This window comes from Micromonospora sp. DT227 (genome assembly GCF_049841835.1).
In the GTDB taxonomy this organism is placed as follows: Bacteria; Actinomycetota; Actinomycetes; order Mycobacteriales; family Micromonosporaceae; genus Micromonospora.
The window spans coordinates 1-25,968 of record NZ_JBNCLA010000005.1 but is presented as its reverse complement, the minus strand read 5'-3'; the positions used below and the strand labels follow the sequence as shown (position 1 = coordinate 25,968).

The following is a 25,968-nucleotide window of genomic DNA, read 5'->3' as shown; positions in this document are numbered from 1 at the left end:
CCGCCCCGCACGTGGAAAGCCGAAGCGGGCCGGGACCCGAGGTCCGCGGCCCGCTTCGGCTTCGAACTACTGCTGAGGCACGATGCTGACGGTCTTGCGACCGCGCTTGGTGCCGAACTGCACCGAACCGGCGGACAGCGCGAACAGCGTGTCGTCGCCGCCACGGCCGACCAGGTCACCGGGGTGGAACTTGGTGCCACGCTGACGGATGAGGATCTCACCCGCGCTGACGACCTGACCACCGAAGCGCTTCACGCCGAGCCGCTGGGCCGCGGAGTCGCGACCGTTACGCGAGCTGGACGCACCCTTTTTGTGAGCCATTTCCGACGACCTACTTCCCGCTGTTGGAGATGCCGGTCACCTTGATCTGGGTCAGCGGCTGCCGGTGACCCTGACGCTTGTGGTAGCCGGTCTTGTTCTTGAACTTGTGGATCCGGATCTTCGGGCCCTTGGTGTGCGCGGCGATCTCGCCGGACACCGCGACCTTGGCGAGCTTCGCCGCGTCGGTCACCAGGTCGTCACCGTCGACGAGGAGCACCGCGGTGAGCTTCACCGCGTCACCGGGGGCACCGGTGAGCTTCTCGACCTCGATCACGTCGCCCTCGGCGACCTTGTACTGCTTGCCGCCGGTCTTGACGATCGCGTACATCGGAGGCGCACTCCCTGTCGTTGAGGCTGCTGGCGTCTTTTCCCACCGTTGCCGGCGGGTCGTTCCCACGGCGTCTCGCCGGGAGCCGTGACACCGGCGGCGCGGGCGCGCGGGAACTAGGCACACCAAAGTGCGCCGCAGGCAAGAGTACGCCATACCCGGTCCGCCGCCCAAACCGGGCTGCCGGTCACGCCGGGCAGAGCTGGTCGAGCCGCTGCTGGAGCCGGTCGAACGCGGTCTCGTCGATCTTCCGCACGTCGGTGCCGAGCCCGCCCACCTCGGTGGCCAGGTCCGCCAGCAGCGTCCGCAGGCGCGGGTCGGTGGCCCGCCCGGACTGCTCCCGCAGCACGTCCCGCCAGCCCGCCAGCGCGGCCTCCGCGTCCCGCCGGGCGGCCTTCTCCGTGCCCCGGTCCCCGGTGCCGCCCGCCCGCAGCATCTCCGCCAGCTTCTGCACGTACGTCTGGACGGCCACGGACCCGGCCTGCTTCGCGCGGGCGCAGACCCCCGCGTCGCCGGTGACGGTCGGGGCCGGAGTGAGCGACGTGGCCGCCGGGGCCGGTGAGGCGAAGCCCACCGAGAACGGGTCGGTCCGTTCGGCGCAGCCCGACCCGGCCAGCAGCAGTCCGGTCAACGCGGTGACCGCGAACACCCGGCGCATGTCTTCTCCCTCCGGGGCGCGGCCGGCCCGACCGGGGGTCGACGGGCAACGGCAGGGCCCCTGCTCCCGGCACTCTGTTGCCGGACCAGGGGCCCTGTCAAACGCCACGCAGGTCAGCGGCTCACGGCCGGGTACGCCGCCGGGCGCCGCCACGGCGGGACCGCCGCCGCGACGAGCCGCCGTCGGCGCCCTCGTCGTCGCTGTCGCCGTCGCCGATCGCGTCCGGGTCGTCAGCGGCGGCGAGTCGGGCCGAGTCGCCCTCCTGGCTGTCCGCGACCGCCGGGGCGGCCGGCGTCTCGGTCTCGAACCGGGACAGGTCGTAGCCCTGGGTGTCGTAGTAGTCGTCGGCGGACTCGGCCACCTCGACGACGGTCCGCTCCGGCGCGGCGGCGGCCGGCGACTCCGCCGCGGCCTCCACGGCGGGCTTCTCCGCCGCGGCCTTGCGACCCCGGCGACGGCCCTTCTCCTCGACCGGCGCGACCGCCGAGGCGACCGCCTTGACCTTCTCCCCCGCGCCAGCGGCACGCGGCTTCTCCGGCACCGGCTCGGTGTGGATCACCACGCCCCGGCCCTTGCAGCACTCGCAGGTCTCGCTGAACGCCTCCAGCAGGCCCGCGCCGATCCGCTTGCGGGTCATCTGCACCAGGCCCAGCGAGGTGATCTCGGTGACCTGGTGCTTGGTCCGGTCCCGGCCCAGGCACTCGGTGAGCCGGCGCAGCACCAGCTCCCGGTTCGACTCCAGGACCATGTCGATGAAGTCGATCACCACGATGCCGCCGAGGTCGCGCAGCCGCAACTGGCGCACGATCTCCTCGGCCGCCTCCAGGTTGTTGCGGGTGACCGTCTCCTCCAGGTTGCCGCCGGAGCCGGTGTACTTGCCGGTGTTGACGTCGACGACGGTCATCGCCTCGGTCCGGTCGATCACCAGCGACCCGCCGGAAGGCAGGAAGACCTTCCGGTCCAGCCCCTTGAGGATCTGCTCGTCGATCCGGTACTCGGCGAACACGTCGGTGACGCCGGCGTGCCGGCGCAGCCGCGCCACCAGGTCCGGCGAGACGTGCGACAGGTACGACTCGACCACGTCGTACGCCGACTCGCCCTCGATGACCAGCTCGCGGAAGTCCTCGTTGAAGAGGTCCCGGACCACCCGGATGACCAGGTCCGGCTCCTCGTAGAGCAGCACCGGGGCACCGCCGGAGGCGGCCTTGGCCTGGATGTCGTCCCACTGCGCCTGGAGACGCTTGACGTCCCGGGCCAGCTCGTCCTCGCTGGCGCCCTCCGCCGCGGTCCGGACGATCACCCCGGCGCCGTCCGGCACCAGCTTCTTGAGGATGTCCCGCAGCCGCTTGCGCTCGGTGTCCGGCAGCTTGCGGCTGATCCCGGAGGCGTTGCCGTTGGGCACGTAGACCAGGTGCCGGCCGGAGAGCGCGACATGGCTGGTGAGCCGCGCGCCCTTGTGCCCGATCGGGTCCTTGGTGACCTGCACCAGCACCGGGTCGCCGGAGCGCAGCGCCTGCTCGATCGAGCGGGCCCGGCCCTCCAGGCCGGTGGCGTCCCAGTTGACCTCGCCGGCGTACAGCACGGCGTTGCGCCCGCGCCCGATGTCGACGAAGGCCGCCTCCATGCTCGGCAGGACGTTCTGCACCTTGCCGAGGTAGACGTTGCCGGCCATGGTGCCGGACGAGTTGCGGGTCACGTAGTGCTCGACCAGCACGCCGTCCTCGAGCACCGCGATCTGGGTGCGGTCGCCACGCTGGCGCACCACCATCGTCCGGTCGACCGCCTCGCGGCGGGCCAGGAACTCCGACTCGCTCAGGATCGGCGGCCGGGTACGCCGCTGCTCGCGGCCGTCCCGGCGGCGCTGCCGCTTGGCCTCCAGCCGGGTCGACCCGGAGACGCCCTGCACCTCGTCGACCGCCTTGCGCGGCTCACGGATCTTGACGACGGTGGGCACGCCGTCCTCGGTGGTGGTCTCCGCCTCACCCGCGCCCCGGCGACGACGCCGACGGCGACGACGGGTCATCCCGTCGCCCTCGGCCTCCTCGTCGCTCTCCTCGGCCTCCGCCTCGGCCGGCTCCGCCGTACCGGTCTCGTCCTCGTCGGCCTCGTCGGCGCCGCCCTTGCCCCGGCCACGGCCCCGGCGACCACGACGGCGGCGGCGGCGACCCTCGGCGGTGTCGTCGTCGTCCTCGGCGTCGGCGTCGGCGGACTCGTCCGCCTCGGCGGCCGGCTCCTCCTCCTCGACGGCCTCGGGCTCGACCTCGGCCGCCACCGGCTCGGCCTCCCGCCGGCCGCGACGGCGACGGCGGCCGGTCTCGACCGGCTCCTCCGCCGCCTCCTCGACGGCCGGGTAGGTGACCCGGACCGCCGGGGCCTCCTCGGGCTGCGGGGGCATGAACAGGACGGTGGGCGCGGAGAGCGCCGCGCGACGCCGGCGGCCGGTGGCCGGCCGCTCCTCGGCCGCCGGCTCGTCCGCCACACCCGGCACCGCGGCGCCGGTCGACACCACGCCGGTGGCGTCCGCCGGCCCGCCGGCCCGGGCCAGGTCAACCTCGTCGGTACGCCGGGACACGCGCCGCCCGCCGGCACGCGACCGCGCACCGCCCTCGCCCGCGGCCCCGCGGGTACGGGACCGGGTGGCGCCCTCGCCCGGGGTGGGCTCGTCCACGGCGTCCTCGCCGACCGCGTCCTCGTCGAGCACGTCCTCGTCAAGCGGGGCCCGGCCCTCGGCGATCTCGCCCGCGCCGCCCGGCACCGAGACCGGTCCGTCGACCACGGCACCACCCGACGGCCCGGCAGCCCCGGTGGCCGGCTCGACCGACGGGCCGGTGACCTCGGCGGACGCCTCGGTCGGCGACTCGGCGGCCGGCATCGGCTCGGCGGCGGGCGGGGTGGCCTTGCGGCGGCGGGTCCGGGTGACCTTGACCGGCGGCACCACCTCGTCCGAGGTGGCCTGCACCTCGGCGGCGGCCACCGGCTCCTCGACCGCCTTCGCCGGAGTCGCCTTCCGGCGCCGGCGGGTGGTCTTCGGCGCGGCCTCCAACTCACCGGCCACCGGCGCGAACACCTCGGCCTGCGGCGACTCGCCGCTGCCGGTGGCCGCGGCGGACGCCTCGACCGGCGCGTCGGTCTGCTCCGGCTGGTTGAGCGGCGCGACCTTGCGGCGGCTGGCCCGCTTGCGGGGCGGCGGCTTCACCTCGGCGACGCCGTCGGTGCTGGTGGCGGTCGGGTCGGCCGGCTCGGCGCCGGTCCGTTCGCCGCCCTCGGGCTCGTTCTCGAGCATGGACGTTCTCCAGTTCTGGCTGCCCCGGGCGCGGTTGAGCGCTGCCACGCAGGGTTGCCGCAAAGGTGTTTCCGCCGGGCGCGCAGGTGCGCGACCGCCGAAGTCTGCCTGCCAGAGCGCTGACCGTCGGTCAGTGCCCTCCGATGGCTGCCCCGTCGCGATCCGCGTCCAACGGATCGACGATCTCGCCCTGCGCGGTCAGCGTGCCCTGCGCCAGCCGGATCACCTTCGGGGTGACCGGCGGCTCCAGGTCCGCCACCACGCGGAGGCCGGAAAGGACGTCATCGGGTCGCACGGACGGGGTGACCTGCCGCACGACCAGTTCGAGTATCGCACACGGTACGGTCGCCGCTCCGGAAGGCGTCTCAGCCGGCACCAGCGCATCGATGGCGATCACAGCGGCGCGGGCGTCGAACGTCCGCCGGCCCTGCTTGGTCATCCGCTCGACCTGGATCTCCTCGGCGGCGGTGAAGGCCGCCACGGCGGCCCGGAGCACGTCCGGATCGACCTCGGGCAGCTCGATCCGCCAGTACGACGCCTCGATCCGGTCGGCCAGGCTGCCACCGGACGCCTCGACCGCCTCGAGCACGTCGAGCCCGGGCGAGAGCGCGGCGTCCAGAGCGGCCCGGAGGCGCTCCGGGTCGACCGGCTCACGGAGGCCGATCTCCAGGTACTCCGCCTCGCTGGCCACGCCGGTCGGCGCCGCGGAGGCGTACGAGATCTTGGGGTGCGGGGTGAAGCCCTGGGAGAACGCGATCGGCACGCCGGCGCGGCGCAACGCGCGTTCGAAGGCCCGGGCGAAGTCCCGGTGCGAGGTGAACCGCAGCGGTCCACGCTTGGCGTACCGGATGCGGACCCGCTGGACGACGGGCGCCTGGCCGCCCTCGGGTTGAGGCTTTCTGGCGATCGTGAACTCCTCGGCTGTGCCTGCGCGTGTCCGTCCCATCCTGGCGCAGCCCGCACCGCCTCCCACACCCGCCCCCACCACCCCCGCTACGGTGGGGTGGTCAGGGGCGGCGGTCGCCGGCCGGGGTGGGGCCGTCCAGCCGGTCGAGCGCGTCGTCCGGGAGTTGCGCCACCCGGGCCAGCTCACGTCGGTGCCGGCGCCGGTTCCAGATCAGGAACACCACGAGCGCCAGCAGCACCACCAGGGCCACCGCGATGCCGATGCCGACCACCAGCACCTGCTGGTCGGTGGGGCCGCCGCGGTCGCCGTACTCCGTCACGTCGAAGTCGTCGTCCTCGGCCGCCTGCGGCGCGGCCGCGCTCGGCGAGGCCGGGTCGAGCAGCGGGTTCACCGAGACCGACGGCACGTCCGCGGTGAGCGCCGCCACCGGGTCGATCCGGCCGAAGCCGAACTGCGGGTCCCGGCCCGACGGGCCGGCGTCCCGGGCGGTGCGGATGATCCGGTTGATCACGTCGGACGCGGAGAGCTGCGGGTACTTCGCACGGATCAACGCCGCGACGCCGGAGACGATGGCGCTGGAGTCGGAGGTGCCGTCACCCCAGCCGTAGCCGTGGTCGCGACCGGCGTTGTAGATCCCGTCCGCCGGCGCGGCGACGACCGCCTCCGGGCCCTGGGCGGAGCCGGACCAGAAGCCGCCGCCCCGGGTGGTGCCGGTCACCGCGATCACGCCGGGGATCCGGGCCGGCGAGGCGATGTCCACGTCGCCCGCCTTGCGGTTGCCGCCGGCGGCGACCACGACGACGTCGCGCGCCAGCGCGTACCGGATCGCCTCCTCCTCGTCCGGGTCGGGCGCGCCGGCCCGGCCGAAGGAGAGGTTGAGCACCGTCGCGCCCCCGTCGACCGCCATCCGGATGCCCAGGGCGGACGCGCCGTCGGGCACGGTTCCGGGGCCGGGCTCCTGCTTGATGGGCAGGATCCGGGCGTCCGGCGCGATGCCGTCCACGCCGTCGCCGACGTTCGCCGCCGAGATGATGCCGGCCATGTGCGTGCCGTGACCGTCCGGGTCCTCCCGGCCGTCGCCCCGGGCGCCGTAGCTGCGGTCGCCGGGCAGCACGCGACCGCGCAGCGCCGGATGGGTGGCGTCGACACCGGTGTCCACCACGCCGACCACCACCCCACGCCCGGTGGAGATCCGATGCGCACGGTCGATGCGCAGCTCGTCGAGGTACCACTGCTCGGCCCGGCGCGGCGCGGCGACCACCGGTTGGGCCGCGCCCAGCACCGTCAGGCCGGCCAGCAGGCCGGCCGCCACCGGCCGGAGCGCGGCGACGTGCGCCCTCATCCGTCCGTCCTCATCGCAGGATGCCCGGGGACGCACTGTCACCGGCACCCCACGGATCGTCGTCCTCAGTCAACCACGACGAGTGCTCGCCACCGCCCCCGCCGTGCCCGGCGCCGCCGTGCCCGCCCATCATCCCGCCGCCCATCATGCCCCCGCCGGCACCCGCGCCGGCCGCGTTGCGGAGCGCGCTGGCGGCGCTGGTCAGCGGCGGGACCTTGCCGTTGCCGCCGCCGACCAGCCCGGGCAGCGCACCCACGCCCGGCCCGCCGGCCGCGCCGAGACCACCACCGCCGGGACCACCACCGGCGCCCAGCCCGGCGCCGCCGCCGCCGAACCCGCCACCACCACCGACGGTGCCCAGCCCACCGCCGCCGAACGCGCTGCCCGGACCGCCGGTCGTGATCGTGCCCGGCCCGCCCGCGCCGGCCAGGCCGGTGCCGTAGTCGTGGTCACCCGAGCCCGGGTAGCCGCCACCGGTGACCGGCGGGACGGACGACCCACCGCCGGTCTGGCCGCCGCCGAGATCGACGCCGCCCGTGGTGGGCGGCGGTGAGAACGAACCGCCACCGTACGAGCCACCGCCGCCACCACCGATGCCGGTGCTGCCCAGCGAGGGCACCTTGCCGCCCCCGCCACCACCACCGCCGGGCAACCCGGTGTCGGGCACACCGGACGGCGGGACGCGGTTGTCGGGCGTGTAGCCGTCACGCGCGTCATTGGCCGAGGGCTGGGGCACGACCAGCTTCGGGCGTTCGGTCTCCACCGCGGCGGGCAGCGGCGACATCGCCCTGTTGGCCGCCTCCTGGTTGTCCCGGTACCAGTTGTCCAGGTGCGACTTGGTGTCCCACCAGCCGCCACGCTTCTGGTCGTCGGCGTTGCCGTCGACCCTCATCGTCGCCTCGAGGTCGTCGGCCTTGTCGCGGAACGCGCCGTCGGCGTAGAGCGACTGGTTCTGCTGGTAGTCGCTGCGCAGCGAGGCGAGGAAGCCGGACTGGCTCTCGCCGTCGCGGGCGTCGTCGAGCTCGGTGCCGCCGGGCAGGCTCCACTCGTTCCAGCCGAAGTCGTCCATCAGCGGGATCGGGATGCTGGCCACCGCCTTGCGGATGTCGCCCTCGATCCGCGACAGCGCGCCGCTGACGTCACTGGCGTGGGTGATCAGCTCCTCGATGTCCTTGCCGATGCCGCCCAGGTGCTCGCGGTACGCGTCACCGCCGCTGCCCGTCCAGCCGGCCAGCAGCCCGGGGAGACCGCCGCTGTGCGGGCGTTCCTGACCGGACGCGATCGGGCCGACGAACGAGCGCCCGACAAGCGCGTCGCGCAGGTGGCCGAGCCCGGCGGAGAGGTTGCTCCAGCCGACGCCGACCGACCCGACCGTCTCCGGATCCGCGGAGAGCGTCACCTCCCGGACACAGCGCTCCCAGGTGCCTCCAGCCATGATCGCCTCTCCCTCAGGCCGGGTACGGGTAGGTGGGCTGCTGCCCCGCCTCGGGCGGCGGCGCCGCGGACTCCAGCAGCCGCTCGATCTGCTTGCCGTTGGCGGCGTTGCGGGCCTCGGCGTCGCGGAACGCCTTCGCGATGTCCTCGGTGCCCTTCTTCAGCCCGGCCAGCTTGCTGGAGATGGCCTTGAGATGGGCCTCCATGTTGGCCGTCGACCGGGTCAGCGCCGCCCACTGCATCCGCGCGTCCTCGTACGCGCCGAACGGCGTGCCGTTCGGCACCGCCTGGGCGTTGTTGCTGTCGCCCTTCATCCGCTCCTTGATGCGTTCCATCTCGTAGCCGATGGTGTCGTCGACGTACTGCTTGAGGCGCTCGACGTAGTCGGCGGCGGCGTCCAGGTCCTCGACGCTGACGTGCAGGTCGCCGGTGTCCGGCGGTGTGATGCCCATGCTGCTGTCCTCCCCCGCTACCGGCCCGGCCGGTCCAATACGGACGCAGCGTATCGAGGAAGCACCAGCCGGGGCAGCCCCGCCCCGACCGCCCGACGGTCGACACGTGACACGACGGAGCGCGGGCCCCCCGAGGGGTTCCCGCGCTCCGTCACGCGTCGGTGCGGCTCAGCCCTGGGCCGCCGCGGGCAGCCGCATCCCGCCGACCGGCGTCAGCGGCAGCAGCTTGCGGCCGGTCGGGCCGATCTGGATCTCGGTGTCCATGGACGGGCACACGCCGCAGTCGAAGCAGGGCGTCCAGCGGCAGTCGTCCTGCTCGTACTCGGACAGCGAATCCTGCCAGTCCTGCCAGAGCCAGTCCTTGTCCAGACCGGAGTCGAGGTGGTCCCAGGGCAGGACCTCCAACTCCTCGCGCTCCCGGGTGGTGTACCAGTCGAGGTCCACCCCGAACGCCGGCAACGCCTCGGCCGCCGCGTCCACCCAGCGCTGGTACGAGAAGTGCTCGCTCCAGCCGTCGAACCGGCCGCCGTTCTCCCAGACCTTGCGGATCACCGCGCCGACCCGGCGGTCGCCCCGGGACAGCAGGCCCTCGATCAGCGACGGCTCGCCGTCGTGGTAGCGGAAGCCGATCGCCCGGCCCAGCGAACGGTCACTGTTGATCGCCTGCTTGAGCAGCTTGAGCCGGCCGTCGATGACCTCGGGCGTGGACATCGAGGCCCACTGGAACGGGGTGTGCGGCTTCGGCACGAACCCGCCGATGGAGACCGTGCAGCGGATGTCCTTGGACCCGGTGGCCGCACGGCCGGCCCGGATCACCTCGTGCGCCATGTCGGCGATCTCCAGGACATCCTCGTCCGTCTCGGTGGGCAGGCCGCACATGAAGTAGAGCTTCACCTGCCGCCAGCCGTTGGTGTACGCGGTGACCACGGTGCGGATCAGGTCTTCCTTCGACACCATCTTGTTGATCACCTTGCGGATCCGCTCCGACCCGCCCTCCGGGGCGAAGGTCAGGCCGGTCCGCCGCCCGTTGCGGGACAACTCCTGGGCGAGGTCGATGTTGAACGCGTCCACCCGGGTCGACGGCAGCGACAGCGAGACGTTGGTGCCGGCGTACTGCTCGGCCAGGCCGGAGCACATGTCACCGATCTCGGAGTGGTCGGCCGACGACAGCGACAGCAGGCCCACCTCGTGGAAGCCGGAGAACTCCAGCCCCTGCTGCACCATCTGGCCGACCGTGGTGATCGAGCGCTCCCGCACCGGGCGGGTGATCATGCCGGCCTGGCAGAACCGGCAGCCTCGCGTGCAGCCCCGGAAGATCTCCACCGCGTACCGCTCGTGGACCGTCTCGGCGAGCGGGACCAGCGGCTTCTTCGGGTACGGCCACGCGTCCAGATCCATCGTGGTGCGCTTGTGCACCCGGAACGGCACGTCCGGGCGGTTCGGCACGACCCGCTGGATCCGGCCGTCGGGCAGGTAGTCGACGTCGTAGAAGCGCGGCACGTAGACGCTCTCGGTGCGGGCCAGCCGCAGCAGCAGCTCGTCCCGGCCACCCGGGGAGCCCTCGGCCTTCCACTCCCGGACGATGGCGGTGATCTCCAGCACCGCCTCCTCGCCGTCGCCGAGCACCGCGGCGTCGACGAAGTCGGCGATCGGCTCCGGGTTGAACGCGGCGTGCCCACCGGCCACGATCACCGGGTCGGCGTCGGTGCGGTCGGCGGCGAGCAGCGGAATGCCGGCCAGGTCGATCGCGGTGAGCAGGTTGGTGTAGCCCAGCTCGGTGGAGAACGAGACGCCGAACACGTCGAAGTCACGTACCGCGCGGTGCGCGTCGACGGTGAACTGCGGGACGCCGTGGGCGCGCATCAGCGCCTCCAGGTCCGGCCAGACCGCGTACGTACGCTCGGCGAGCACGTCGGGCAGCTCGTTGAGCACCTCGTAGAGGATCTGCACGCCCTGGTTGGGCAGGCCCACCTCGTAGGCGTCCGGGTACATCAGCGCCCAGCGGACGGTCGCCGCGTCCCAGTCCTTGACCACCGCGCCCAACTCGCCCCCGACGTACTGGATGGGCTTGGTCACCTGGGGCAGCAGCGGCTCCAGCCGGGGCCACACGGAATTGGCCGCGACCGGGCGCGGCGTCGTCGACGGGGCACTCATGATGCCCAAGGATACGCGGTCCCCCACCCCGCCCTCCCCCACCGGCACCGTTCCCCCCGGCCCCGTCCCCGTTGATCAAGGAGTTGGCGCGCGGATCCGGGCCCTGGGCCGACACGAACTCCTTGATCATCGGGCTGGCGGGCGGAGGCGGGGATTCGTCGGGGGTGGCGGGGCGGTACTAACCTCGCAACGGGCGCGAGAGGAGATTGCCGCGATGTCGCAGCCGCAGCCGGAGGCGGGCCGGCCGGCCGACGGGGCCGATGGGCCAGCCGTCACCGAGCCGTCGACCGCCGTACCGACGCCGGCCGACGCCCAGGCCACCACCCCGCCGTCCCCACCCGACGCGCCGTCTCCACCCGACGCACCGGAGACCGGGGTGCCGCTGGTGGCGGCGCCCGACGAGGCCCCCATCGCCGGGGCCGGGGAGCCGGTCACCGCGGGAGCCACCTCGCAGGTCCCCGACCCTTCGAACGCCTCGACGCCGTCGGAGGCAGCGAACGCCTCGGCAACCTCGGACACCTCGGCCGACGATGACGCCGCCGGGACCGACGCCGCCGGGACCAGCCCCGCTGGAACCGACGCTGTCGGAACCAGCGCCGTCGGAACCGACACTCTCGGGACCGAACCCGTCGGGACCAGCGCCGTCGGAACCAGCGCCGTCGGGGCCAGCGCCGTCGGGACCAGCGCCGTCGGGACCAGCGCCGTCGGGACCAGCGCCGTCGGGACCGGGGCAGAGCGCGACGCGCCGCCGACGCCCGACACCGACGCGGAACACCAGGCGCCGCCAACCTCCGGCACCGGCACCGGCACCGGCACCGACGCCACCCCGGCAGTGCCGGCCGTACCGGTCGGCCGGGCCCGCGGCTCCGCGGCCGTGCCCGGCCGCGCCACCCCACCGCCACCGGAACCGGCACCCACCCGGGTCGAGGACGGCCCGCACCCCACCCGGGTCGAGAACGCGCCGGACGCCGCCCGCATGGAGACCGGCCCGAACGCCACCCGCATCGAGACCGGCCCGAACGCCACCCGCATCGAGCCGGGGCCGAACGCCACCCGGGTCGAGAACGGGTCACCGCCGACCCGCGTCGAGCCGCCGGCGCCGCGGTGGAGCGGCTCCGCCGCGGTTCCGCCCCCGCCGCCGCGCCGGCGCGGCTGGGGCGAGTCGGCCGAGCCCACCCCGGTACCGCCGGTCAGCTCCCCCGAGCACGCCACCCCGGTCGACCCGTGGGCGGGCGTGGACACCACCGGCTGGGACCTCCACTCGGCCGATCTGCCGGCGCCACCGGCGACCATGCCGTACACCGCGCCCTGGCCGGCGCACCCGGCGCCGCACCCCGCCCCGCCGCCGGGCGTGCGGCCGGTGTCACCGCCGGCGCCCGCCCCGCCGTACCCGGGGCCGCCGGCCGCCCGGCCGGTCTCGCCACCCGCGCACACGCCGCCGTACCCGGCGTCACCCGCCGCCCGCCCGGTGTCACCGCCGGCGCACACTCCGCCACCGGCCCCGGTGGTCGCTCCCCGGGCACCGAAGCAGGCCCGACCGCCGAAGCAGCGCCGGGGCGGGACTCCGCCGCCGGTCGCGCCGCCGCCCGGGTGGCAGGCGCCCAAGGGGTACGCGCCGCGACGCCGGCGGCGCCGCTGGCCCTGGGTGCTGCTGCTCTCCGTGGCCTGCTGCTGCGGCGTCCCGCTGTGGTGGGTCCAGCCGCTGTCCAGCCAGTATCCGGCCAGCGCCAGCCTCCCGGACCAGCTCGACTCGATGCAGTTGCGTCAGGACGAGCGCAGCCGGGCCGCCGCCGAGGAGTTGAAGAGCCAGGTACGCCAGGCGGACCTGCTCGCCGAGGACACGTTCGCCGGCATCTACGCCACCGACGACGGCAAGCGGGTGACCCTCTTCGGCAGCACCGGCTTCCGGTTGACCCCGGAGTCCGACGCCGAGGCCGAGCTGAAGCGCCTGGCCGGCGACTACGCCCTGCAAGCCTCGGTCAGCGTGGACACCGGTGTGCGGGGCCGGTACGAGCGCTGCGCGGTCGGCCGGACGGACGACGACGCGGTGGTGGTGTGCACCTCGGTCGACTACGGCAGTCTGACCACGGGCGTGTTCACCCGACTGTCGGTGGACGACAGCGGCCGGCTGCTGAACGAGCTGCGGGAGCAGGTGGTGGTCCCGAAGAAGTCCTGACCCGGGGCCGGGTCAGGCGGGCGACTCGCCCGGCGTCTGCTCGGCGCGCTTCGGCGCGTAGCGCGGGACGTACTCCTGGCCGGTGAGCTTCTGGATCTCGGTCATCAGCTCGTCGGTCATGGTCCGCAGCGACGTCCGGTCGTCGGGCCGGCCGGTGAAGTCCAGCGGCTTGCCGAACTTGATGGTGATCTTGGCGCGACCGGGGCGGGGCACCCGCGTCCCGATCGGCTGGGCCTTGTCGGTGCCGGTGACGCCGACCGGGATGATCGGCACGCCGGCGGCCACCGCCAGCCGGGCCGCGCCGGTGCGCCCGCGGTAGAGGCGCCCGTCCGGCGAGCGGGTGCCCTCCGGATAGACCGCGACCAGGTCACCGGCCTGGAGCACCGGGATGGCCGCGTCGAACGCGGACAGCGCCGCCCGACCGCCGGCCCGCTCGACCGGGATCGCGCCCAGCCCGGTGAGCACGAACTTGGAGAAGCCGCCCTTCACCCCGGTGCCGTTGAAGTACTCCGACTTGGCCCAGAAGGCCAGGTGGCGGGGCACCACGGTGCCGAGCAGCAGCTCGTCCGCGACGGAGAGGTGGTTGCCCGCGAAGATCGCACCGCCGGTCGCCGGGATGTGCTCCAACCCCTCCACGTGGGGACGGAAGGCCAACCGGAGCGTGGGCGCCACGGTGAGCTTGCCGATGGTGTAGAGCAGGGGCACGGGTCCTCCGGCGGTCGTACGCGGAACAGGCGCTGTCACGGTAGCCGACGCCGCCACCCCCGGCCGAGCGGGTGGCGGGCAGTCCACCCGCCGGTGCGTCGGGTGAGACGGGGCCCCTTCTCTACCGAAGGCGTTAACAAGGGGCCCCGCCTTACACCTCACACGCGGCGGACGCTGACCACCACGCGCTCGCCGTCGCCGACCTCGCCGGCGAAGCCGTCGAGGCCCTCGACGAAGTCGATGCTCTCCGCCAGCACCTCCCGCGCCACGAAGTCCGTGTACGCGGCGACCGCCGCGCGCACCTCCTCGGACGCCGACACCGCCACCGTGATCCGGTCCGAGATGTCCAGGTCGGCGTCCCGGCGGGCCTGCTGCACCACCCGGACCACGTCCCGGGCCAGCCCTTCGGCGGCCAGTTCCGGCGTGACCTCGGTGTCCAGCACGACCACGCCCTCCCCGCCGGGCAGCGGCGCGGAGTGCTCGGCGTCGGCGGCGACCAGCCGCAGCTCGTACTCGCCCTCGGCCAGGGTGACCCCGGCGGCGACCGGGGCGCCGTCGACGAGTTCCCACTCCCCCGACTTGACCGCCTTGATCACCTGCTGGACCGCCTTGCCGACGCGCGGGCCGAGCGCCCGCGGCACCACGGTCAGCACCTGCTGGCAGTAGGCCGCCACCTCGCCGGTGAGCACGACCTCCTTCACGTTGACCTCGTCGGCGACCAGCTCGGCGAACGGCCGGAGCTGGTCGGCGACCGGCGAGGCCACGGTCAGCGTCGCCAGCGGCAGCCGGACCCGCAGGCCCTTCGCCTTGCGCAGCGACAGCGCCGCCGAGGCGACCGCCCGGACGTTGTCCATCGCGGAGACCAGCTCGTGGTCGGCCGGGAACTCGTCCGCCGACGGCCAGTCGGTCAGGTGCACCGACCGCTCGCCGGTCAGCCCGCGCCAGATCTCCTCGGCGGTCAGCGGCGCCAACGGCGCCACCACCCGGCAGAGCGTCTCCAGCACGGTCGAGAGCGTGTCGAACGCGTCCACGTCGCCGGCCCAGAACCGGTCCCGCGAGCGACGCACGTACCAGTTGGTCAGCGCGTCCAGGTAGGACCGGACGGTGGCGCACGCGCCGGAGATGTCGTACGCGTCCATCTGCGCGCCGACGGTCGCCACCAGCTCGTTCGTCTTCGCCAGCACGTACCGGTCGAGCACGTTCGTCGAGTCGGTGCGCCGACGCGCCTGGTAGCCGTCCGCGTTGGCGTAGAGCGTGAAGAAATACCACACGTTCCACAGCGGCAGCAGCACCTGACGCACCGCGTCCCGGATGCCCGACTCGGTGACCGCCATGTCCCCGCCGCGCAGCACCGGCGACGACATCAGCATCCACCGCATCGCGTCCGACCCGTACGCGTCGAAGACGTGGTAGACGTCCGGGTAGTTGCGCAGGCTCTTGGACATCTTGCGCCCGTCGGAGCCGAGCAGGATGCCGTGGCTCAGGCAGTTGCGGAACGCCGGCCTGTCGAACAGCGCGGTGGCCAGCACGTGCATGGTGTAGAACCAGCCGCGGGTCTGCCCGATGTACTCGACGATGAAGTCGCCCGGGTAGTGGTGCTCGAACCAGTCCCGGTTCTCGAACGGGTAGTGCACCTGGGCGAACGGCATCGAGCCGGACTCGAACCAGCAGTCCAGCACCTCCGGCACCCGGCGCATCATCGACCTGCCCGTCGGGTCGTCCGGGTTGGGACGGACCAGGTCGTCCACCGCCGGCCGGTGCAGGTCGGTCAGGCGTACGCCGAAGTCGCGCTCGATGTCGTCCAGCGACCCGTACACGTCGACGCGCGGATAGGTCGGGTCGTCGGAGCGCCACACCGGGATCGGCGAGCCCCAGAACCGGTTCCGGCTGATCGACCAGTCCCGGGCGTTGGCCAGCCACTTGCCGAACGAGCCGTCCTTGATGTGCCCCGGCGTCCAGTTGATCTGCTGGTTCAGCTCGACCATCCGGTCCCGGAACCGCGTCACCGCGACGAACCACGACGACACCGCCTTGTAGACCAGCGGCGTGTCGCAGCGCCAGCAGTGCGGGTACGAGTGGGTGTAGACGTCCTGCCGCAACACCACCCCCCGCTCCTTCAGCTCCCGGATAACCGGCTTGTTCACGTCGAAGACCTGCTCGCCCTGGTACGGCGGGACCAAGGCGGTGAACCGGGTGTGGTCGTCCACGGTGACCACCGTCGGGATACCGGCCGCGTTGCAGGTGTTCTGGTCGTCCTCGCCGAACGCGGGCGCCAGGTGGACGATCCCGGTGCCGTCCTCGGTGGTCACGAACTCCGCGCCGAGCACCTGGTAGGCGTTCGGCCCGGCCGGCTCGACCAGGAAGTCGTAGAGCGGCGTGTAGCGGCGACCGACCAGGTCCCGGCCGTGCACGGTGCCGACCTGCTGGTACCCCTCCAGCTCCTTGGCGTACGCGCCGAGCCGGGCCGCGCCGACGACGTACCGCTCGCCGTCGCGGTCCAGCACCGCGTACTCGATGTCGGGGCCGACGGCGAGCGCCAGGTTCGACGGGAGCGTCCACGGCGTGGTGGTCCAGACGCCCAGCTTGACCGGCCCGCGCAGCGGCTCCGGCGCGTTCTCGTCGGCGGTCAGCTCGAACCACACGGTCAGCGTCGGGTCGTGCCGGTCCCGGTAGACGTCGTCCATCCGGGTCTCGGTGTTCGACAGCGGGGTCTCGCACCGCCAGCAGTACGCCAGCACCCGGAAGCCCTCGTAGACCAGGCCCTTGTCGTGCAGCGTCTTGAAGGCCCACATGACGCTTTCCATGTAGTCCAGGTCGAGCGTCTTGTAGTCGTTGGCGAAGTCGACCCAGCGGGCCTGCCGGGTGACGTAGCGCTCCCAGTCCTGGGTGAACTCCAGCACGCTGGCCCGGCAGGCGTCGTTGAACCGCGCCACGCCGAGGTCGAGGATCTCCGCCTTGCTGGTGATGCCGAGCTGCTTCTCGGCCACCACCTCGGCCGGCAGCCCGTGGCAGTCCCAGCCGAACCGGCGCTCGACGTGCCGCCCGCGCATGGTCTGGTAGCGCGGCACCACGTCCTTGACGTAACCGGTGAAGAGGTGGCCGTAGTGCGGCAGGCCGTTGGCGAACGGCGGGCCGTCGTAGAAGACGTACTCGTTCTTGCCGTCGTCTCCGGCGGGGCGGGCTTCCAGGCTCGCCTCGAAGGTCTTGTCGGCGGTCCAGTGCTCAAGCACCCGACGCTCGACCGCGGGCAGGTCCGGGCTCGCCGGGACACCGGCGCCGGTCGGGTCGTGCAACGGATAGGCCATCGGGGGTCGCTCTCCTCGCGCAGCTCACTCGTCGGTGGGTCTGCGAGGACGAACCTTTCCGGGTACGCCTGGAACGACGCCCCCGGGTGGTCCGCGGTACCACCCCGCTTGGCGGTCGAGGTGCGACCGCCCGCTCGTTGGTCGGCTGTGACGGGCCGTCCCGTCCGGTTCTACTGAGCCGGTTGCCCGACCGTTCTTCCGGAGGCTCGCCGGTGATGGCCGGGTCGACGCCTGTACGCCCCAGCCTACCCTCCCCGCCCACCCCGCCGCCTCCGAGTAAGGAGGGGCCCCCGGTTAACGCATACGGATTGGCGGGGGCCCCTCCTCACACCTCGCATGACCGGCGTCACACCGTCGGGGCGTCACACCGGCCGGGGTCGGATCCGTCGTGTGGGCGTAGCGACGACACGAGGGAGAAGACGATGAGCCGGATCAACCTGGCGACGGTGGCGCCGGAGGCGTACCGGGCGGTGCTCGGGCTGGAGACCTACATCCGGGGCAACCTGGACCACACCGTGCTGGAGCTGGTGAAGGTGCGGGCGTCGATGCTCAACGGCTGCGCGTTCTGCGTGGACATGCACACCCGGGACGCGCTGGCCGCCGGGGAGGACAGCCGGCGGCTGTTCGCGGTGGCGGCCTGGCGGGAGGCGCCGTCGTTCTTCGACGAGCGGGAGCGGACCGCGCTGGCGCTGACCGACGCGGTCACCCGGCTCGGCGAGCACGGCGTGCCGGACGACGTGTGGGACGCCGCCGCGAAGGTCTGGTCGGAGAAGGAGCTGGCGGACCTCGTCGTCGCGATCGCCACAATCAACGTGTGGAACCGAATCGTGATCAGCAGTCGGACCCAGCCACCGCGCGAGGTGTGACCGCCACGCCGGCGGCGGAGTCGGCCGGTGCGCTCACCGCGCACCGGCCGATGCTGCTCGGGCTGGCCTACCGGCTGCTGGGCAGCCTGCACGACGCCGAGGACGTGCTCCAGGAGGCGTACCTGCGCTGGCTCGGCGTGGACCGGGAAACGGTCACCGAACCGCGCCGTTACCTGTCCCGGGTGGTGACCCGGCTGGCGCTGGACCGGCTGCGCGCCCGGCAGGCCGCCCGGGAGACGTACGTCGGCCCGTGGCTGCCCGAGCCGGTGCCCACCGACCCGTCGCCGTTCGGGCCGCTGGAGACCGTCGAGCTGCGGGAGACGGTCTCCACCGCCCTGCTGCACCTGCTGGAACAGCTCACCCCGCCGGAGCGGGCGGTCTACGTGCTGCACACCGCGTTCGCGCTGCCGTACGCGGAGATCGGCGACATCCTGGACCGGTCGGCGGCGGACTGCCGCCAGCTGCACCACCGCGCGGCGGCCCGGCTGACCGAGCAGCGGCGGCGCTTCACCGCCGGCCCGGCCGAGCAGCGCCGACTGCTCGACGCGTTCCTCGCCGCGGCGCGCGACGGTGACCTGGCCCGGCTGACCGATCTGGTCGCGGCCGACGCCACCGCCTGGTCCGACGGCGGCGGGCGGATCCGCGCGGCCCGCAAACCGCTGTACGGCGCGGACCGGATCGCCCGCTTCTTCGCCGGGGTGTACGGCCGCCGGCGGCCCGGGGTGCGGATCGCGTCGGTCGAGCTCAACGGCGCGCCGGCGCTGGTGCTGAGCTGGCCGGACGGCGCCTGCTACACGCTCGGGGTCGCCGCGGCCGGCGGCCGGATCACCGGCGTCTACCTGGTCGGCAACCCCGACAAGCTCACCCGGGTCGCCGGCTGAACCGGACGGGCCCGCGCCGGTCGGGCCGCGGTCAGTCCAGCTCGGGGAACCAGAGCGCGATCTCGCTCTTGGCGCTGTCCGTCGAGTCGGAGGCGTGCACCAGGTTCTCCCGGTTCGACAGCGACAGGTCGCCACGGATGGTGCCGGCGGCGGCCTTGCGACCGTCGGTGCTGCCGATCATGCCGCGCACCACCTCGATCACCTGGTCGCCGGAGAGCACCAGGGCCACCAGCGGGCCGCCGGTCATGAACGTCTTCAGCGGCGGGTAGAACGGCTTGTCGACGTGCTCGGCGTAGTGCTGGTCGGCGAAGTCGCCGTCGATGGTCCGGCTCACCAGCGCGTCGATCCGCAGGCCCTTGCGCTCGAAACGGGACAGGATCTCCCCCACCAGACCGCGGCGCACCGCGTCGGGCTTGATCAGTACGAGCGTCCGCTCTGCCGGGCTGCTGCTGGACACGCTGGTTTCCTCCTGTGCACGAACCGGGGTCAGGCTGGGTACGGTCAGCGTAGCGACCCGGTCCCGGCGCCGGCGCGGCGGCTGCGTCTTCCCTGGCCCGCCGCGGCGGCCTAGCCTGGCCTTGGAACCCCTGGGAGGTCCACTGTGGCGAATGGCGGGAACCGCACCATCGCGCCGGTACGCAAACTGATCGGCGCGGTGCTGGGCACCGTCGCCGCCTTCGTGACCCTGTTCGGGCTCGGCATGACCAGTTGGGCGATCGTGGCGCTCGGCGTCGCGCTGCTGGTGCTCGCGATAGCCCTGGCCACGGTGCGCGGCGGTGGCCGCACCTGGGTGGTCGGCCTGGGGCACGTGCACAGCGCGTCCGAGCCACCCACGCAGTACGCGTTCGGTCGCTGCGAGTTGCAACTGGTGATCGACGCCCCCGGGCTGCCGCCCCGCTCCAAGAAGATCATCGAGCCCCGGGTGCCGGTGGCCAAGTGGCCCTCGCTCGGCCAGGCGCTGCCGGTCCGGGTGGCCCTCGACGACCAGCGCCACGTCCGGGTGCTCTGGGACGAGGTGCCCACCCACGCCGAGAACGCCGCCACGGTCGCCGACCTGCCGCCCGAGTACGCCGGGCCGGAACAGCCGCTCGACGAGCCGCTCTTCGGGCAGGAGGCGCCGCCGTGGGCCGGGCGCGCCCCGGAGGACGACTTCCGCGACGACTACCCGCCCGCACCGGACCCACTGCTGGACGACGTCACGCTGCGCGGCGAGGAGCGCGAGCCGGTGGTGATGCACCAGCGGCCCGGCGGCCCGGTCGTGCTGGAGGGGCAAGTGGTCGAGCCGACCGCCCTCGGCCCGCTCCCGCGCCGCGCGCCGGCGCCCCGCCCGCCGGCCGAGGAGCAGGACCCGGCCACGGTCCCGGTGGAGTCGATCGACGTGCCGTTGGACGCTCCGGGGTCCGCCACCACGCCCACCCCGCAGGAGCTGGACGAGGCCATCTTCGGCCCGGTCGGCGACGCCGAGCCGGACGAGCTGGCCAGCCCGATCAGCGGGGTCGGCATCACGCTGCTCGTCACCGACCTGGACCGGTCCCTCGACTTCTACCGGGAGCTGGGCTTCGACGAGATGGACCGGGGCGAGGGCAACGCCGTGCTCTCCTCCGGGCCGACCCGGCTGGTGCTGCGCCGGGTGACCGGGGCCGCCCCGATCAGCCGCCGGCTGGTGCACGTCAACCTGGAGGTCGACGACATCCAGGCGGCGTACGAGCGGCTGCGCGAGTCCGGCGTGCGCTTCACGTACGCCCCGCGGGTGGTCAACCGGGGCACCAAGCTGGAGGTCTGGGCCGCTGCCTTCCGCGACCCCGACGGGCACGGCGTCGCCCTCACCCAGTGGCGCACCCTCGCCGACGCCTGAGGTGCAAGGCGGGGCCCCTTCTTAACGCATTCGGTAGAGGAAGGGCCCCCGCTTAACCCGTGGCAGCGCTCAGCCGAGGATGACCCGCCGCACGTGCAGCGCGTACGCCCACACCAACGCGAAGATCACGCCGAGCCCGAACAGCGACCAGTGCAGCAGCCCGGAGAGCAGCAGCAGGCCCTGGAGCACGGTGCCGGCGTGCCAGGCCCAGGGGCGGCGCATCATGCCGGCCAGCACCACACAGGCCACCGCCAGCGCGACGATCACGCCGATCGCGGCGCCGCCCAGGTCACCGCCGACCACCCGGATCGGCTGGATCGCCAGCAGCAGCACCAGCGCCTCCAGCGCGAGCGTGCCGGCACCCAGCCCGCGTACCGCCCGGTCCGGGTTGCGCAGCCCGGAGCGGCGGACTCCGCCCGACTGCTCCGACCCCGACTGCTCCGACCCCGACTGCTCCGGCCCCGGCTGCGCGTCCGGGCGCTGCTCCGGGCCGGTCATCGCTTGAGCAGCCGGCGGGCGTCGGCCACGGTCACCACCGAACCGGTGATCAGCACGCCCACCCCGGCCAGCTCGCCCGGCACGTCGGACTCGGCCTCCGCCACCGCCGCCTCGATGGCATCGGGCATGTCCCGGGTCACCTGCACCCGGTCCGGCCCGAAGACCTCCCGGGCCAGCTCGGCCAGCTCGTCGACAGGCATCGCCCGGGGCGAGCTGTTCTCCGCGACCACGATCGTGTCCAGCACCGGCTCCAGCAGTTCGAGCAGGCCCGCCGCGTCCTTGTCGCCGAGCACCGCCAGCACGCCGACGAGCTTGCTGAACGCGAACTCCTCCTGGAGCGCGGCCACGGTGGCGGCCATCCCGTGCGGGTTGTGCGCGCCGTCGAGCAGCACCGTCGGCGCGGTACGCACCCGCTCCAACCGGCCCGGGGAGCTGGTCGCGGCGAAGCCCTCCCGCACCGCCTCGACGTCGAGCTGCCGCCGCGCGCCGGCCCCCAGGAACGCCTCCACCGCGGCCAGCGCCACGGCCGCGTTCTGCGCCTGGTGCGCGCCGTGCAGCGGAATGAAGATCTCCTCGTACACCCCGCCCAGGCCCTGGATGGTCAGCACCTGACCACCGACGGCGACCGCCCGGCGCATCACCCCGAACTCGGCGCCCTCGCGGGCGACCGTGGCGTTGACCTCGGCGCAGCGTTCCAGGATCGGCCGGGCCGCCTCCTCCTCCTGCGCCGCGGCGATCACCGTGGCGCCCGGGTGGATGATGCCCGCCTTGTGCAGCGCGATGTCCTCGATCGTGTCGCCCAGCCACTCGGTGTGGTCCAACCCGATCGGCGTGATCACCGCGACGCCGGCCTGGATCACGTTCGTCGCGTCCTCCGCGCCGCCCAGCCCGACCTCCACCACCGCCACGTCGACCGGGGCGTCGGCGAACGTGGCGAACGCCAGCGCCGTGGTCAGGTCGAAGTACGTCAGCGGCTCGGCGGAACGCTGGTCGACCAGCTCGGCCAACGGCGCGATCTCCCGGTACGTGGAGACGAACCGTTCCTCGCTCACCGGCTCGCCGTCCAGGCTGATCCGCTCCCGGACGGTCTCCAGGTGCGGGCTGGTGTAACGCCCGGTGTGCAGCCCGAACGCCCGCAACAGCGAATCGATCATCCGGGCCGTCGAGGTCTTGCCGTTGGTGCCGGTCAGGTGGATCGACGGGTACGCCCGCTGCGGGCTGCCGAGCAGGTCCAGCAGGCTCTCGATCTTCTCCAGCTCGAACCGCATCCGGGTGAAGCCGCGCGCGTTCAGCGCGGCCTCCACCTCGACGAACGCGGCGTGGTCGGTACGGTCGCTCATGAGGGCAGGGCCTCCAGGGCGGCGTCGATCCGGGCCAGGTCCGTCTCGGCCACCGCCAGCCGCTCACGGATCTTCGCGACCACCGGCTCGGGCGCCTTGCCGACGAACGCCGGATTGTTCAACTTCGCCCGCGCCTGGGTGGCTTCCTTCTCGGCCGCCGCGCGGTCCTTGGTGAGCCGGGCACGCTCGGCCGCCACGTCGATCGCGCCGCGGGTGTCGAGCGCGACGCTCACCTCGCCGGGCATGGCCAACGTGGCGCTGGCCTGGAAGTCGTCGCCGGGCGCGTCGAGCCGGGCGAGCGACCGGATCAGCGGCTCGTGCGCCGCGACACCTGCGCCGGCCAGGCCGTCGAGCCGGGCGGCGACCCGCTGGGTCGGCCGCAGCCCCTGGTCCGAACGGAACCGGCGGACCTCGGTCACCACCCGCTGCAACGTGGCGACCTCCGCCTCCGCGGCGTCGTCGATCCCGGTACGGTCCACCGCCGGCCACCGGGCCGCCAGCAGCGTCTCCGCGCCGGTCAACGCGGCCCACAGCTCGTCGGTGACGAACGGGATCACCGGGTGCAGCAACCGCAGCAACTGGTCCAGCACGTGGCCCAGCACCCGGCGGGTGGCGTCGGCCGCCGGCCCGCCCTCGGCGAGCACCGACTTGCTCAGCTCCACGTACCAGTCGCAGACGTCGTCCCAGGCGAAGTGGTACAGCAGGTCGCAGACCTTGGCGAACTCGTACGCCTCGAACTGCTCGTCCACCTCGGCGGTGACGTGCGCCAACCGGGACAGGATCCACCTGTCGACGGTCGACAGCTCACCGGCCGCCGGCAGCGGACCGTCGGTGTGCGCGCCGTTGAGCAGCGCGAACCGGGTGGCGTTCCACAGCTTGTTGCAGAAGTTGCGGGAGCCCTGGCACCACTCCTCGCTGACCGGCACGTCCTGGCCCGGGTTGGCGCCGCGGGCCAGCGTGAACCGGGTGGCGTCGGCGCCGAACCGGTCGATCCAGTCCAGCGGGTCGACCACGTTGCCGAACGACTTCGACATCTTCTTGCCGTGCTCGTCGCGGACCATGCCGTGCAGCGCCACCACGTCGAACGGCTGGACGCCGTCCATCGCGTACAGGCCGAACATCATCATCCGGGCGACCCAGAAGAACAGGATGTCGTAGCCGGTGACCAGCACACTGGTCGGGTAGAACTTGGCCAGGTCCGGCGTCTGCTCCGGCCAGCCGAGCGTGGAGAACGGCCAGAGGCCGCTGGAGAACCAGGTGTCCAGCACGTCCTCGTCCTGGTGCCAGCCCTCGCCGGTGGGGGCGGCCTCGTCCGGCCCGACGCAGACGATCTCGCCGGCCGGGCCGTACCAGACCGGGATGCGGTGGCCCCACCAGAGCTGGCGGGAGATGCACCAGTCGTGCATGTTGTCCACCCAGGCGAAGTAGCGCTTGGCCAGCTCGGCCGGCTCGACCTTCACCCGGCCGTCCCGCACCGCGTCGCCGGCCGCCTTGGCCAGCGGCCCGGTGTTGACGAACCACTGCAACGACAGGCGCGGCTCGACTGTCGTCTTGCACCGCGAGCAGTGCCCCACCGCGTGCAGGTACGGCCGCTTCTCGGCCACGATCCGGCCCTGCTCGCGCAGTGCCGCCACGATCGCCGGGCGGGCCTCGTACCGGTCCAGGCCCTGGAACGGCCCCGGCGCGGTGATCACACCACGCTCGTCCATGATCGTCAGCGAGGGCAGGTCGTGCCGCTGCCCGATCTCGAAGTCGTTCGGGTCGTGCGCCGGGGTCACCTTGACCATGCCGGTGCCGAAGCTCGGGTCGACGTGCTCGTCCGCGACGATCGGGATGCGCCGGTCGGTGAGCGGCAGCGCCACCTCGGTCCCGATCAGGTGCTGGTACCGCTCGTCGTCCGGGTGCACCGCGACCGCGGTGTCGCCGAGCATCGTCTCGGCCCGGGTGGTGGCCACCACGACCTCGTCGCCGTAGCGGATCGAGACCAGCTCGCCCTCGTCGTCGGTGTGCTCGACCTCGATGTCGGAGAGCGCGGTGAGGCAGCGCGGGCACCAGTTGATGATCCGGTTGGCCCGGTAGATCAGCCCGTCGTCGAAGAGCTTCTTGAACATGGTCTGCACGGCCCGGGAAAGGCCGTCGTCCATGGTGAAGCGCTCCCGGTCCCAGTCGACCGCGTCGCCGAGCCGGCGCATCTGGCCCAGGATCGCGCCGCCGGACTCGGCCTTCCACTGCCAGACCCGCTCGACGAACTTCTCCCGCCCGAGATCGTGGCGGGACAGCCCCTCACCGGCGAGCTGCCGCTCGACCAGGTTCTGGGTGGCGATGCCGGCGTGATCCATGCCGGGCAGCCAGAGCGCCTCGAAGCCCTGCATCCGCTTGCGCCGGGTGAGCGCGTCCATCAGCGTGTGCTCGAACGCGTGGCCCATGTGCAGCGAGCCGGTGACGTTCGGCGGCGGGATGACGATGGCGAACGGCGGCTTGTCACTCTGCGCCGACGCCCGGAAGTGCCCGCCGGCTACCCACTGCTCGTACCGTCGCTGCTCTACCTCGCCGGGCTGGTACTGGCCGGCAAGGGTCGGGGCGTCGGGGCGTCGGGCATCCAGTCTCTCGGTCACTCTCAAAGTCTACGGAGCGCTTCCGGAGACCTGACGTGCGCCACCGGTGATTCGCGTACGGTGGCGGACATGTCCGACGCGCATCTCACCGAGCGTCAGGTCGACGGGGGTCACGGTCCGGTCGAGCTGACCGACGAGCCGATCCGACTGAGCCGCCGCGACCCCGCGCTGGAACCCGAACGACGGCCCGTCTCGCGACGTCGAAAGGTCGTGCTGGCCGCGGTCCTGGCGGCCGGCCTCGCCGGCGCCGGCGCGCTCGGCCTGGGCGGCTGGCGGGTGCTCCAGCAGAAGGACACCGAGCTGACCCAGCCGCCCGGGGTGGCCGGGCTCACCCGGGACGACAGCGACCGGGCCCGCAGCACGGCCGAGTACCTGCGCGACGGATTCGCCGCCGACATCGACCTGGACCGCAGCTTCGGCGCGGTCTACTCGGATCCGGCGGACGCGAAGCGGTCGGTGCTGCTGTTCGGCGGCACCACACTGCTCTGGCAGCCCGAACGGGACCTGGACACGCTCTTCGGCCTGATGGCCGACGAGACCGGCAAGGTCTCGGCGGTACGCGAGGTCGACGCCGGCCGGCTGGGCGGCGTGATGAAGTGCGGCACCACGAGCGGCGACGGCGGTGACTTCGCGGTGTGCGGCTGGGCCGATCACGGCAGCGTGGCGATGGGGATGTTCCCCGGCCGGGCGGTCGACGACGCCGCCACGTTGTTCCGGGAGATCCGCGAGGGCGTGCAGCGTCGGTGAAACGCAGTTCAGGGCCACCCCGAAGGGTGGCCCTGAACTGGAAGATTGTCCGGCGGTGTCCTACTCTCCCACACCCTCCCGAGTGCAGTACCATCGGCGCT

At 73.3% G+C, this 25,968-nt stretch carries 20 protein-coding genes; 5 read left to right on the top strand and 15 right to left on the bottom strand.

Features of this window, described 5'->3' with window-relative positions:
• Window positions 1-66 precede the first annotated feature (66 nt).
• The 9 genes from rpmA to ACLQ2W_RS18090 form a co-directional block, all read right to left on the bottom strand.
• The gene (gene rpmA, locus ACLQ2W_RS18130; RefSeq protein WP_091072397.1) at window positions 67-321 is read right to left on the bottom strand and encodes a 50S ribosomal protein L27; all 255 of its coding nucleotides are present in this window, start codon (window positions 319-321) and stop codon (window positions 67-69) included.
• A 10-nt stretch (window positions 322-331) separates the two neighbouring features.
• On the bottom strand, window positions 332-649 hold the full coding sequence (gene rplU, locus ACLQ2W_RS18125; protein WP_091072401.1) for a 50S ribosomal protein L21: 318 nt from the start codon (window positions 647-649) through the stop codon (window positions 332-334).
• Between the two features lie 187 nt (window positions 650-836).
• The gene (locus tag ACLQ2W_RS18120) at window positions 837-1,307 is read right to left on the bottom strand and encodes a hypothetical protein (RefSeq protein WP_425787460.1); all 471 of its coding nucleotides are present in this window, start codon (window positions 1,305-1,307) and stop codon (window positions 837-839) included.
• A gap of 121 nt (window positions 1,308-1,428) precedes the next feature.
• Window positions 1,429-4,590: an Rne/Rng family ribonuclease gene (locus ACLQ2W_RS18115; protein ID WP_425787459.1), complete on the bottom strand. Its 3,162-nt coding sequence runs from the start codon at window positions 4,588-4,590 to the stop codon at window positions 1,429-1,431.
• A 130-nt stretch (window positions 4,591-4,720) separates the two neighbouring features.
• Window positions 4,721-5,536, bottom strand: a complete 816-nt coding sequence (locus tag ACLQ2W_RS18110) for a TIGR03936 family radical SAM-associated protein (protein WP_425787458.1) — start codon at window positions 5,534-5,536, stop codon at window positions 4,721-4,723.
• Window positions 5,537-5,597: 61 nt separating this feature from the next.
• Window positions 5,598-6,839: a type VII secretion-associated serine protease mycosin gene (mycP, locus tag ACLQ2W_RS18105; RefSeq protein WP_425787457.1), complete on the bottom strand. Its 1,242-nt coding sequence runs from the start codon at window positions 6,837-6,839 to the stop codon at window positions 5,598-5,600.
• A gap of 10 nt (window positions 6,840-6,849) precedes the next feature.
• Complete coding sequence (locus ACLQ2W_RS18100; RefSeq protein WP_425787456.1) at window positions 6,850-8,274, bottom strand: hypothetical protein; 1,425 nt, start codon at window positions 8,272-8,274, stop codon at window positions 6,850-6,852.
• A gap of 13 nt (window positions 8,275-8,287) precedes the next feature.
• Entirely contained in the window at window positions 8,288-8,725 is a 438-nt protein-coding gene (locus tag ACLQ2W_RS18095; protein ID WP_107155670.1) for a hypothetical protein, read from the bottom strand.
• Between the two features lie 168 nt (window positions 8,726-8,893).
• Window positions 8,894-10,879 carry a TIGR03960 family B12-binding radical SAM protein gene (locus tag ACLQ2W_RS18090; RefSeq protein WP_425787455.1) on the bottom strand — a complete coding sequence of 662 codons (1,986 nt, stop codon included), beginning with the start codon at window positions 10,877-10,879 and terminating at the stop codon, window positions 8,894-8,896.
• 214 nt (window positions 10,880-11,093) lie between these two features.
• Here ACLQ2W_RS18090 and ACLQ2W_RS18085 point away from each other — a divergent pair, with 214 nt between their 5' ends.
• Window positions 11,094-13,055, top strand: a complete 1,962-nt coding sequence (locus tag ACLQ2W_RS18085; RefSeq protein ID WP_425787454.1) for a hypothetical protein — start codon at window positions 11,094-11,096, stop codon at window positions 13,053-13,055.
• A 12-nt stretch (window positions 13,056-13,067) separates the two neighbouring features.
• Here ACLQ2W_RS18085 and ACLQ2W_RS18080 read toward each other — a convergent pair whose 3' ends face one another.
• On the bottom strand, window positions 13,068-13,760 hold the full coding sequence (locus tag ACLQ2W_RS18080) for a lysophospholipid acyltransferase family protein (protein ID WP_107155667.1): 693 nt from the start codon (window positions 13,758-13,760) through the stop codon (window positions 13,068-13,070).
• Window positions 13,761-13,918: 158 nt separating this feature from the next.
• Window positions 13,919-17,065: an isoleucine--tRNA ligase gene (gene ileS / locus ACLQ2W_RS18075; RefSeq protein ID WP_425787453.1), complete on the bottom strand. Its 3,147-nt coding sequence runs from the start codon at window positions 17,063-17,065 to the stop codon at window positions 13,919-13,921.
• A gap of 422 nt (window positions 17,066-17,487) precedes the next feature.
• Here ileS and ACLQ2W_RS18070 point away from each other — a divergent pair, with 422 nt between their 5' ends.
• Both ACLQ2W_RS18070 and sigJ read left to right on the top strand, forming a co-directional pair.
• Window positions 17,488-17,931 carry a carboxymuconolactone decarboxylase family protein gene (locus ACLQ2W_RS18070; RefSeq protein ID WP_425787452.1) on the top strand — a complete coding sequence of 148 codons (444 nt, stop codon included), beginning with the start codon at window positions 17,488-17,490 and terminating at the stop codon, window positions 17,929-17,931.
• Window positions 17,928-18,812, top strand: coding sequence for an RNA polymerase sigma factor SigJ (sigJ, locus tag ACLQ2W_RS18065; RefSeq protein ID WP_425787451.1), 885 nt, complete (start codon window positions 17,928-17,930; stop codon window positions 18,810-18,812). Before ACLQ2W_RS18070 ends, sigJ begins: the two co-directional genes overlap by 4 nt.
• Window positions 18,813-18,843: 31 nt before the next feature.
• On the opposite strand, the gene ndk is transcribed toward sigJ, so the two are convergent.
• Window positions 18,844-19,269: a nucleoside-diphosphate kinase gene (gene ndk, locus ACLQ2W_RS18060; protein ID WP_405090857.1), complete on the bottom strand. Its 426-nt coding sequence runs from the start codon at window positions 19,267-19,269 to the stop codon at window positions 18,844-18,846.
• 144 nt (window positions 19,270-19,413) lie between these two features.
• On the opposite strand from ndk, the gene ACLQ2W_RS18055 reads away from it, so the two are divergent.
• Entirely contained in the window at window positions 19,414-20,667 is a 1,254-nt protein-coding gene (locus ACLQ2W_RS18055) for a VOC family protein (RefSeq protein WP_425787450.1), read from the top strand.
• 69 nt (window positions 20,668-20,736) lie between these two features.
• Here ACLQ2W_RS18055 and ACLQ2W_RS18050 read toward each other — a convergent pair whose 3' ends face one another.
• From ACLQ2W_RS18050 to ACLQ2W_RS18040, 3 genes are read right to left on the bottom strand one after another with little or no spacing between them, the layout of a single operon-like run.
• Complete coding sequence (locus tag ACLQ2W_RS18050; RefSeq protein WP_425787449.1) at window positions 20,737-21,165, bottom strand: DUF4233 domain-containing protein; 429 nt, start codon at window positions 21,163-21,165, stop codon at window positions 20,737-20,739.
• A complete protein-coding gene (locus ACLQ2W_RS18045) occupies window positions 21,162-22,505 on the bottom strand; it encodes a bifunctional folylpolyglutamate synthase/dihydrofolate synthase (protein WP_107162748.1) in 1,344 nt (447 codons plus the stop codon). The genes ACLQ2W_RS18050 and ACLQ2W_RS18045 overlap by 4 nt, the downstream gene beginning before the upstream one ends.
• The gene (locus tag ACLQ2W_RS18040; RefSeq protein WP_425787448.1) at window positions 22,502-25,120 is read right to left on the bottom strand and encodes a valine--tRNA ligase; all 2,619 of its coding nucleotides are present in this window, start codon (window positions 25,118-25,120) and stop codon (window positions 22,502-22,504) included. The genes ACLQ2W_RS18045 and ACLQ2W_RS18040 overlap by 4 nt, the downstream gene beginning before the upstream one ends.
• Window positions 25,121-25,189: 69 nt before the next feature.
• On the opposite strand from ACLQ2W_RS18040, the gene ACLQ2W_RS18035 reads away from it, so the two are divergent.
• A complete protein-coding gene (locus tag ACLQ2W_RS18035) occupies window positions 25,190-25,867 on the top strand; it encodes a hypothetical protein (protein ID WP_405090861.1) in 678 nt (225 codons plus the stop codon).
• The last annotated feature ends 101 nt before the right edge of the window (window positions 25,868-25,968 follow it).

Coding starts and splice junctions, on each gene's coding strand:
- rpmA (WP_091072397.1), bottom strand. CDS start 321: ATGGCTCACAAAAAGGGTGCGTCCAGCTCGCGTAACGGTCGCGACTCC.
- rplU (WP_091072401.1), bottom strand. CDS start 649: ATGTACGCGATCGTCAAGACCGGCGGCAAGCAGTACAAGGTCGCCGAG.
- ACLQ2W_RS18120 (WP_425787460.1), bottom strand. CDS start 1,307: ATGCGCCGGGTGTTCGCGGTCACCGCGTTGACCGGACTGCTGCTGGCC.
- ACLQ2W_RS18115 (WP_425787459.1), bottom strand. CDS start 4,590: ATGCTCGAGAACGAGCCCGAGGGCGGCGAACGGACCGGCGCCGAGCCG.
- ACLQ2W_RS18110 (WP_425787458.1), bottom strand. CDS start 5,536: ATGGGACGGACACGCGCAGGCACAGCCGAGGAGTTCACGATCGCCAGA.
- mycP (WP_425787457.1), bottom strand. CDS start 6,839: ATGAGGGCGCACGTCGCCGCGCTCCGGCCGGTGGCGGCCGGCCTGCTG.
- ACLQ2W_RS18100 (WP_425787456.1), bottom strand. CDS start 8,274: ATGGCTGGAGGCACCTGGGAGCGCTGTGTCCGGGAGGTGACGCTCTCC.
- ACLQ2W_RS18095 (WP_107155670.1), bottom strand. CDS start 8,725: ATGGGCATCACACCGCCGGACACCGGCGACCTGCACGTCAGCGTCGAG.
- ACLQ2W_RS18090 (WP_425787455.1), bottom strand. CDS start 10,879: ATGAGTGCCCCGTCGACGACGCCGCGCCCGGTCGCGGCCAATTCCGTG.
- ACLQ2W_RS18085 (WP_425787454.1), top strand. CDS start 11,094: ATGTCGCAGCCGCAGCCGGAGGCGGGCCGGCCGGCCGACGGGGCCGAT.
- ileS (WP_425787453.1), bottom strand. CDS start 17,065: ATGGCCTATCCGTTGCACGACCCGACCGGCGCCGGTGTCCCGGCGAGC.
- ACLQ2W_RS18070 (WP_425787452.1), top strand. CDS start 17,488: ATGAGCCGGATCAACCTGGCGACGGTGGCGCCGGAGGCGTACCGGGCG.
- ACLQ2W_RS18050 (WP_425787449.1), bottom strand. CDS start 21,165: ATGACCGGCCCGGAGCAGCGCCCGGACGCGCAGCCGGGGCCGGAGCAG.
- ACLQ2W_RS18045 (WP_107162748.1), bottom strand. CDS start 22,505: ATGAGCGACCGTACCGACCACGCCGCGTTCGTCGAGGTGGAGGCCGCG.
- ACLQ2W_RS18035 (WP_405090861.1), top strand. CDS start 25,190: ATGTCCGACGCGCATCTCACCGAGCGTCAGGTCGACGGGGGTCACGGT.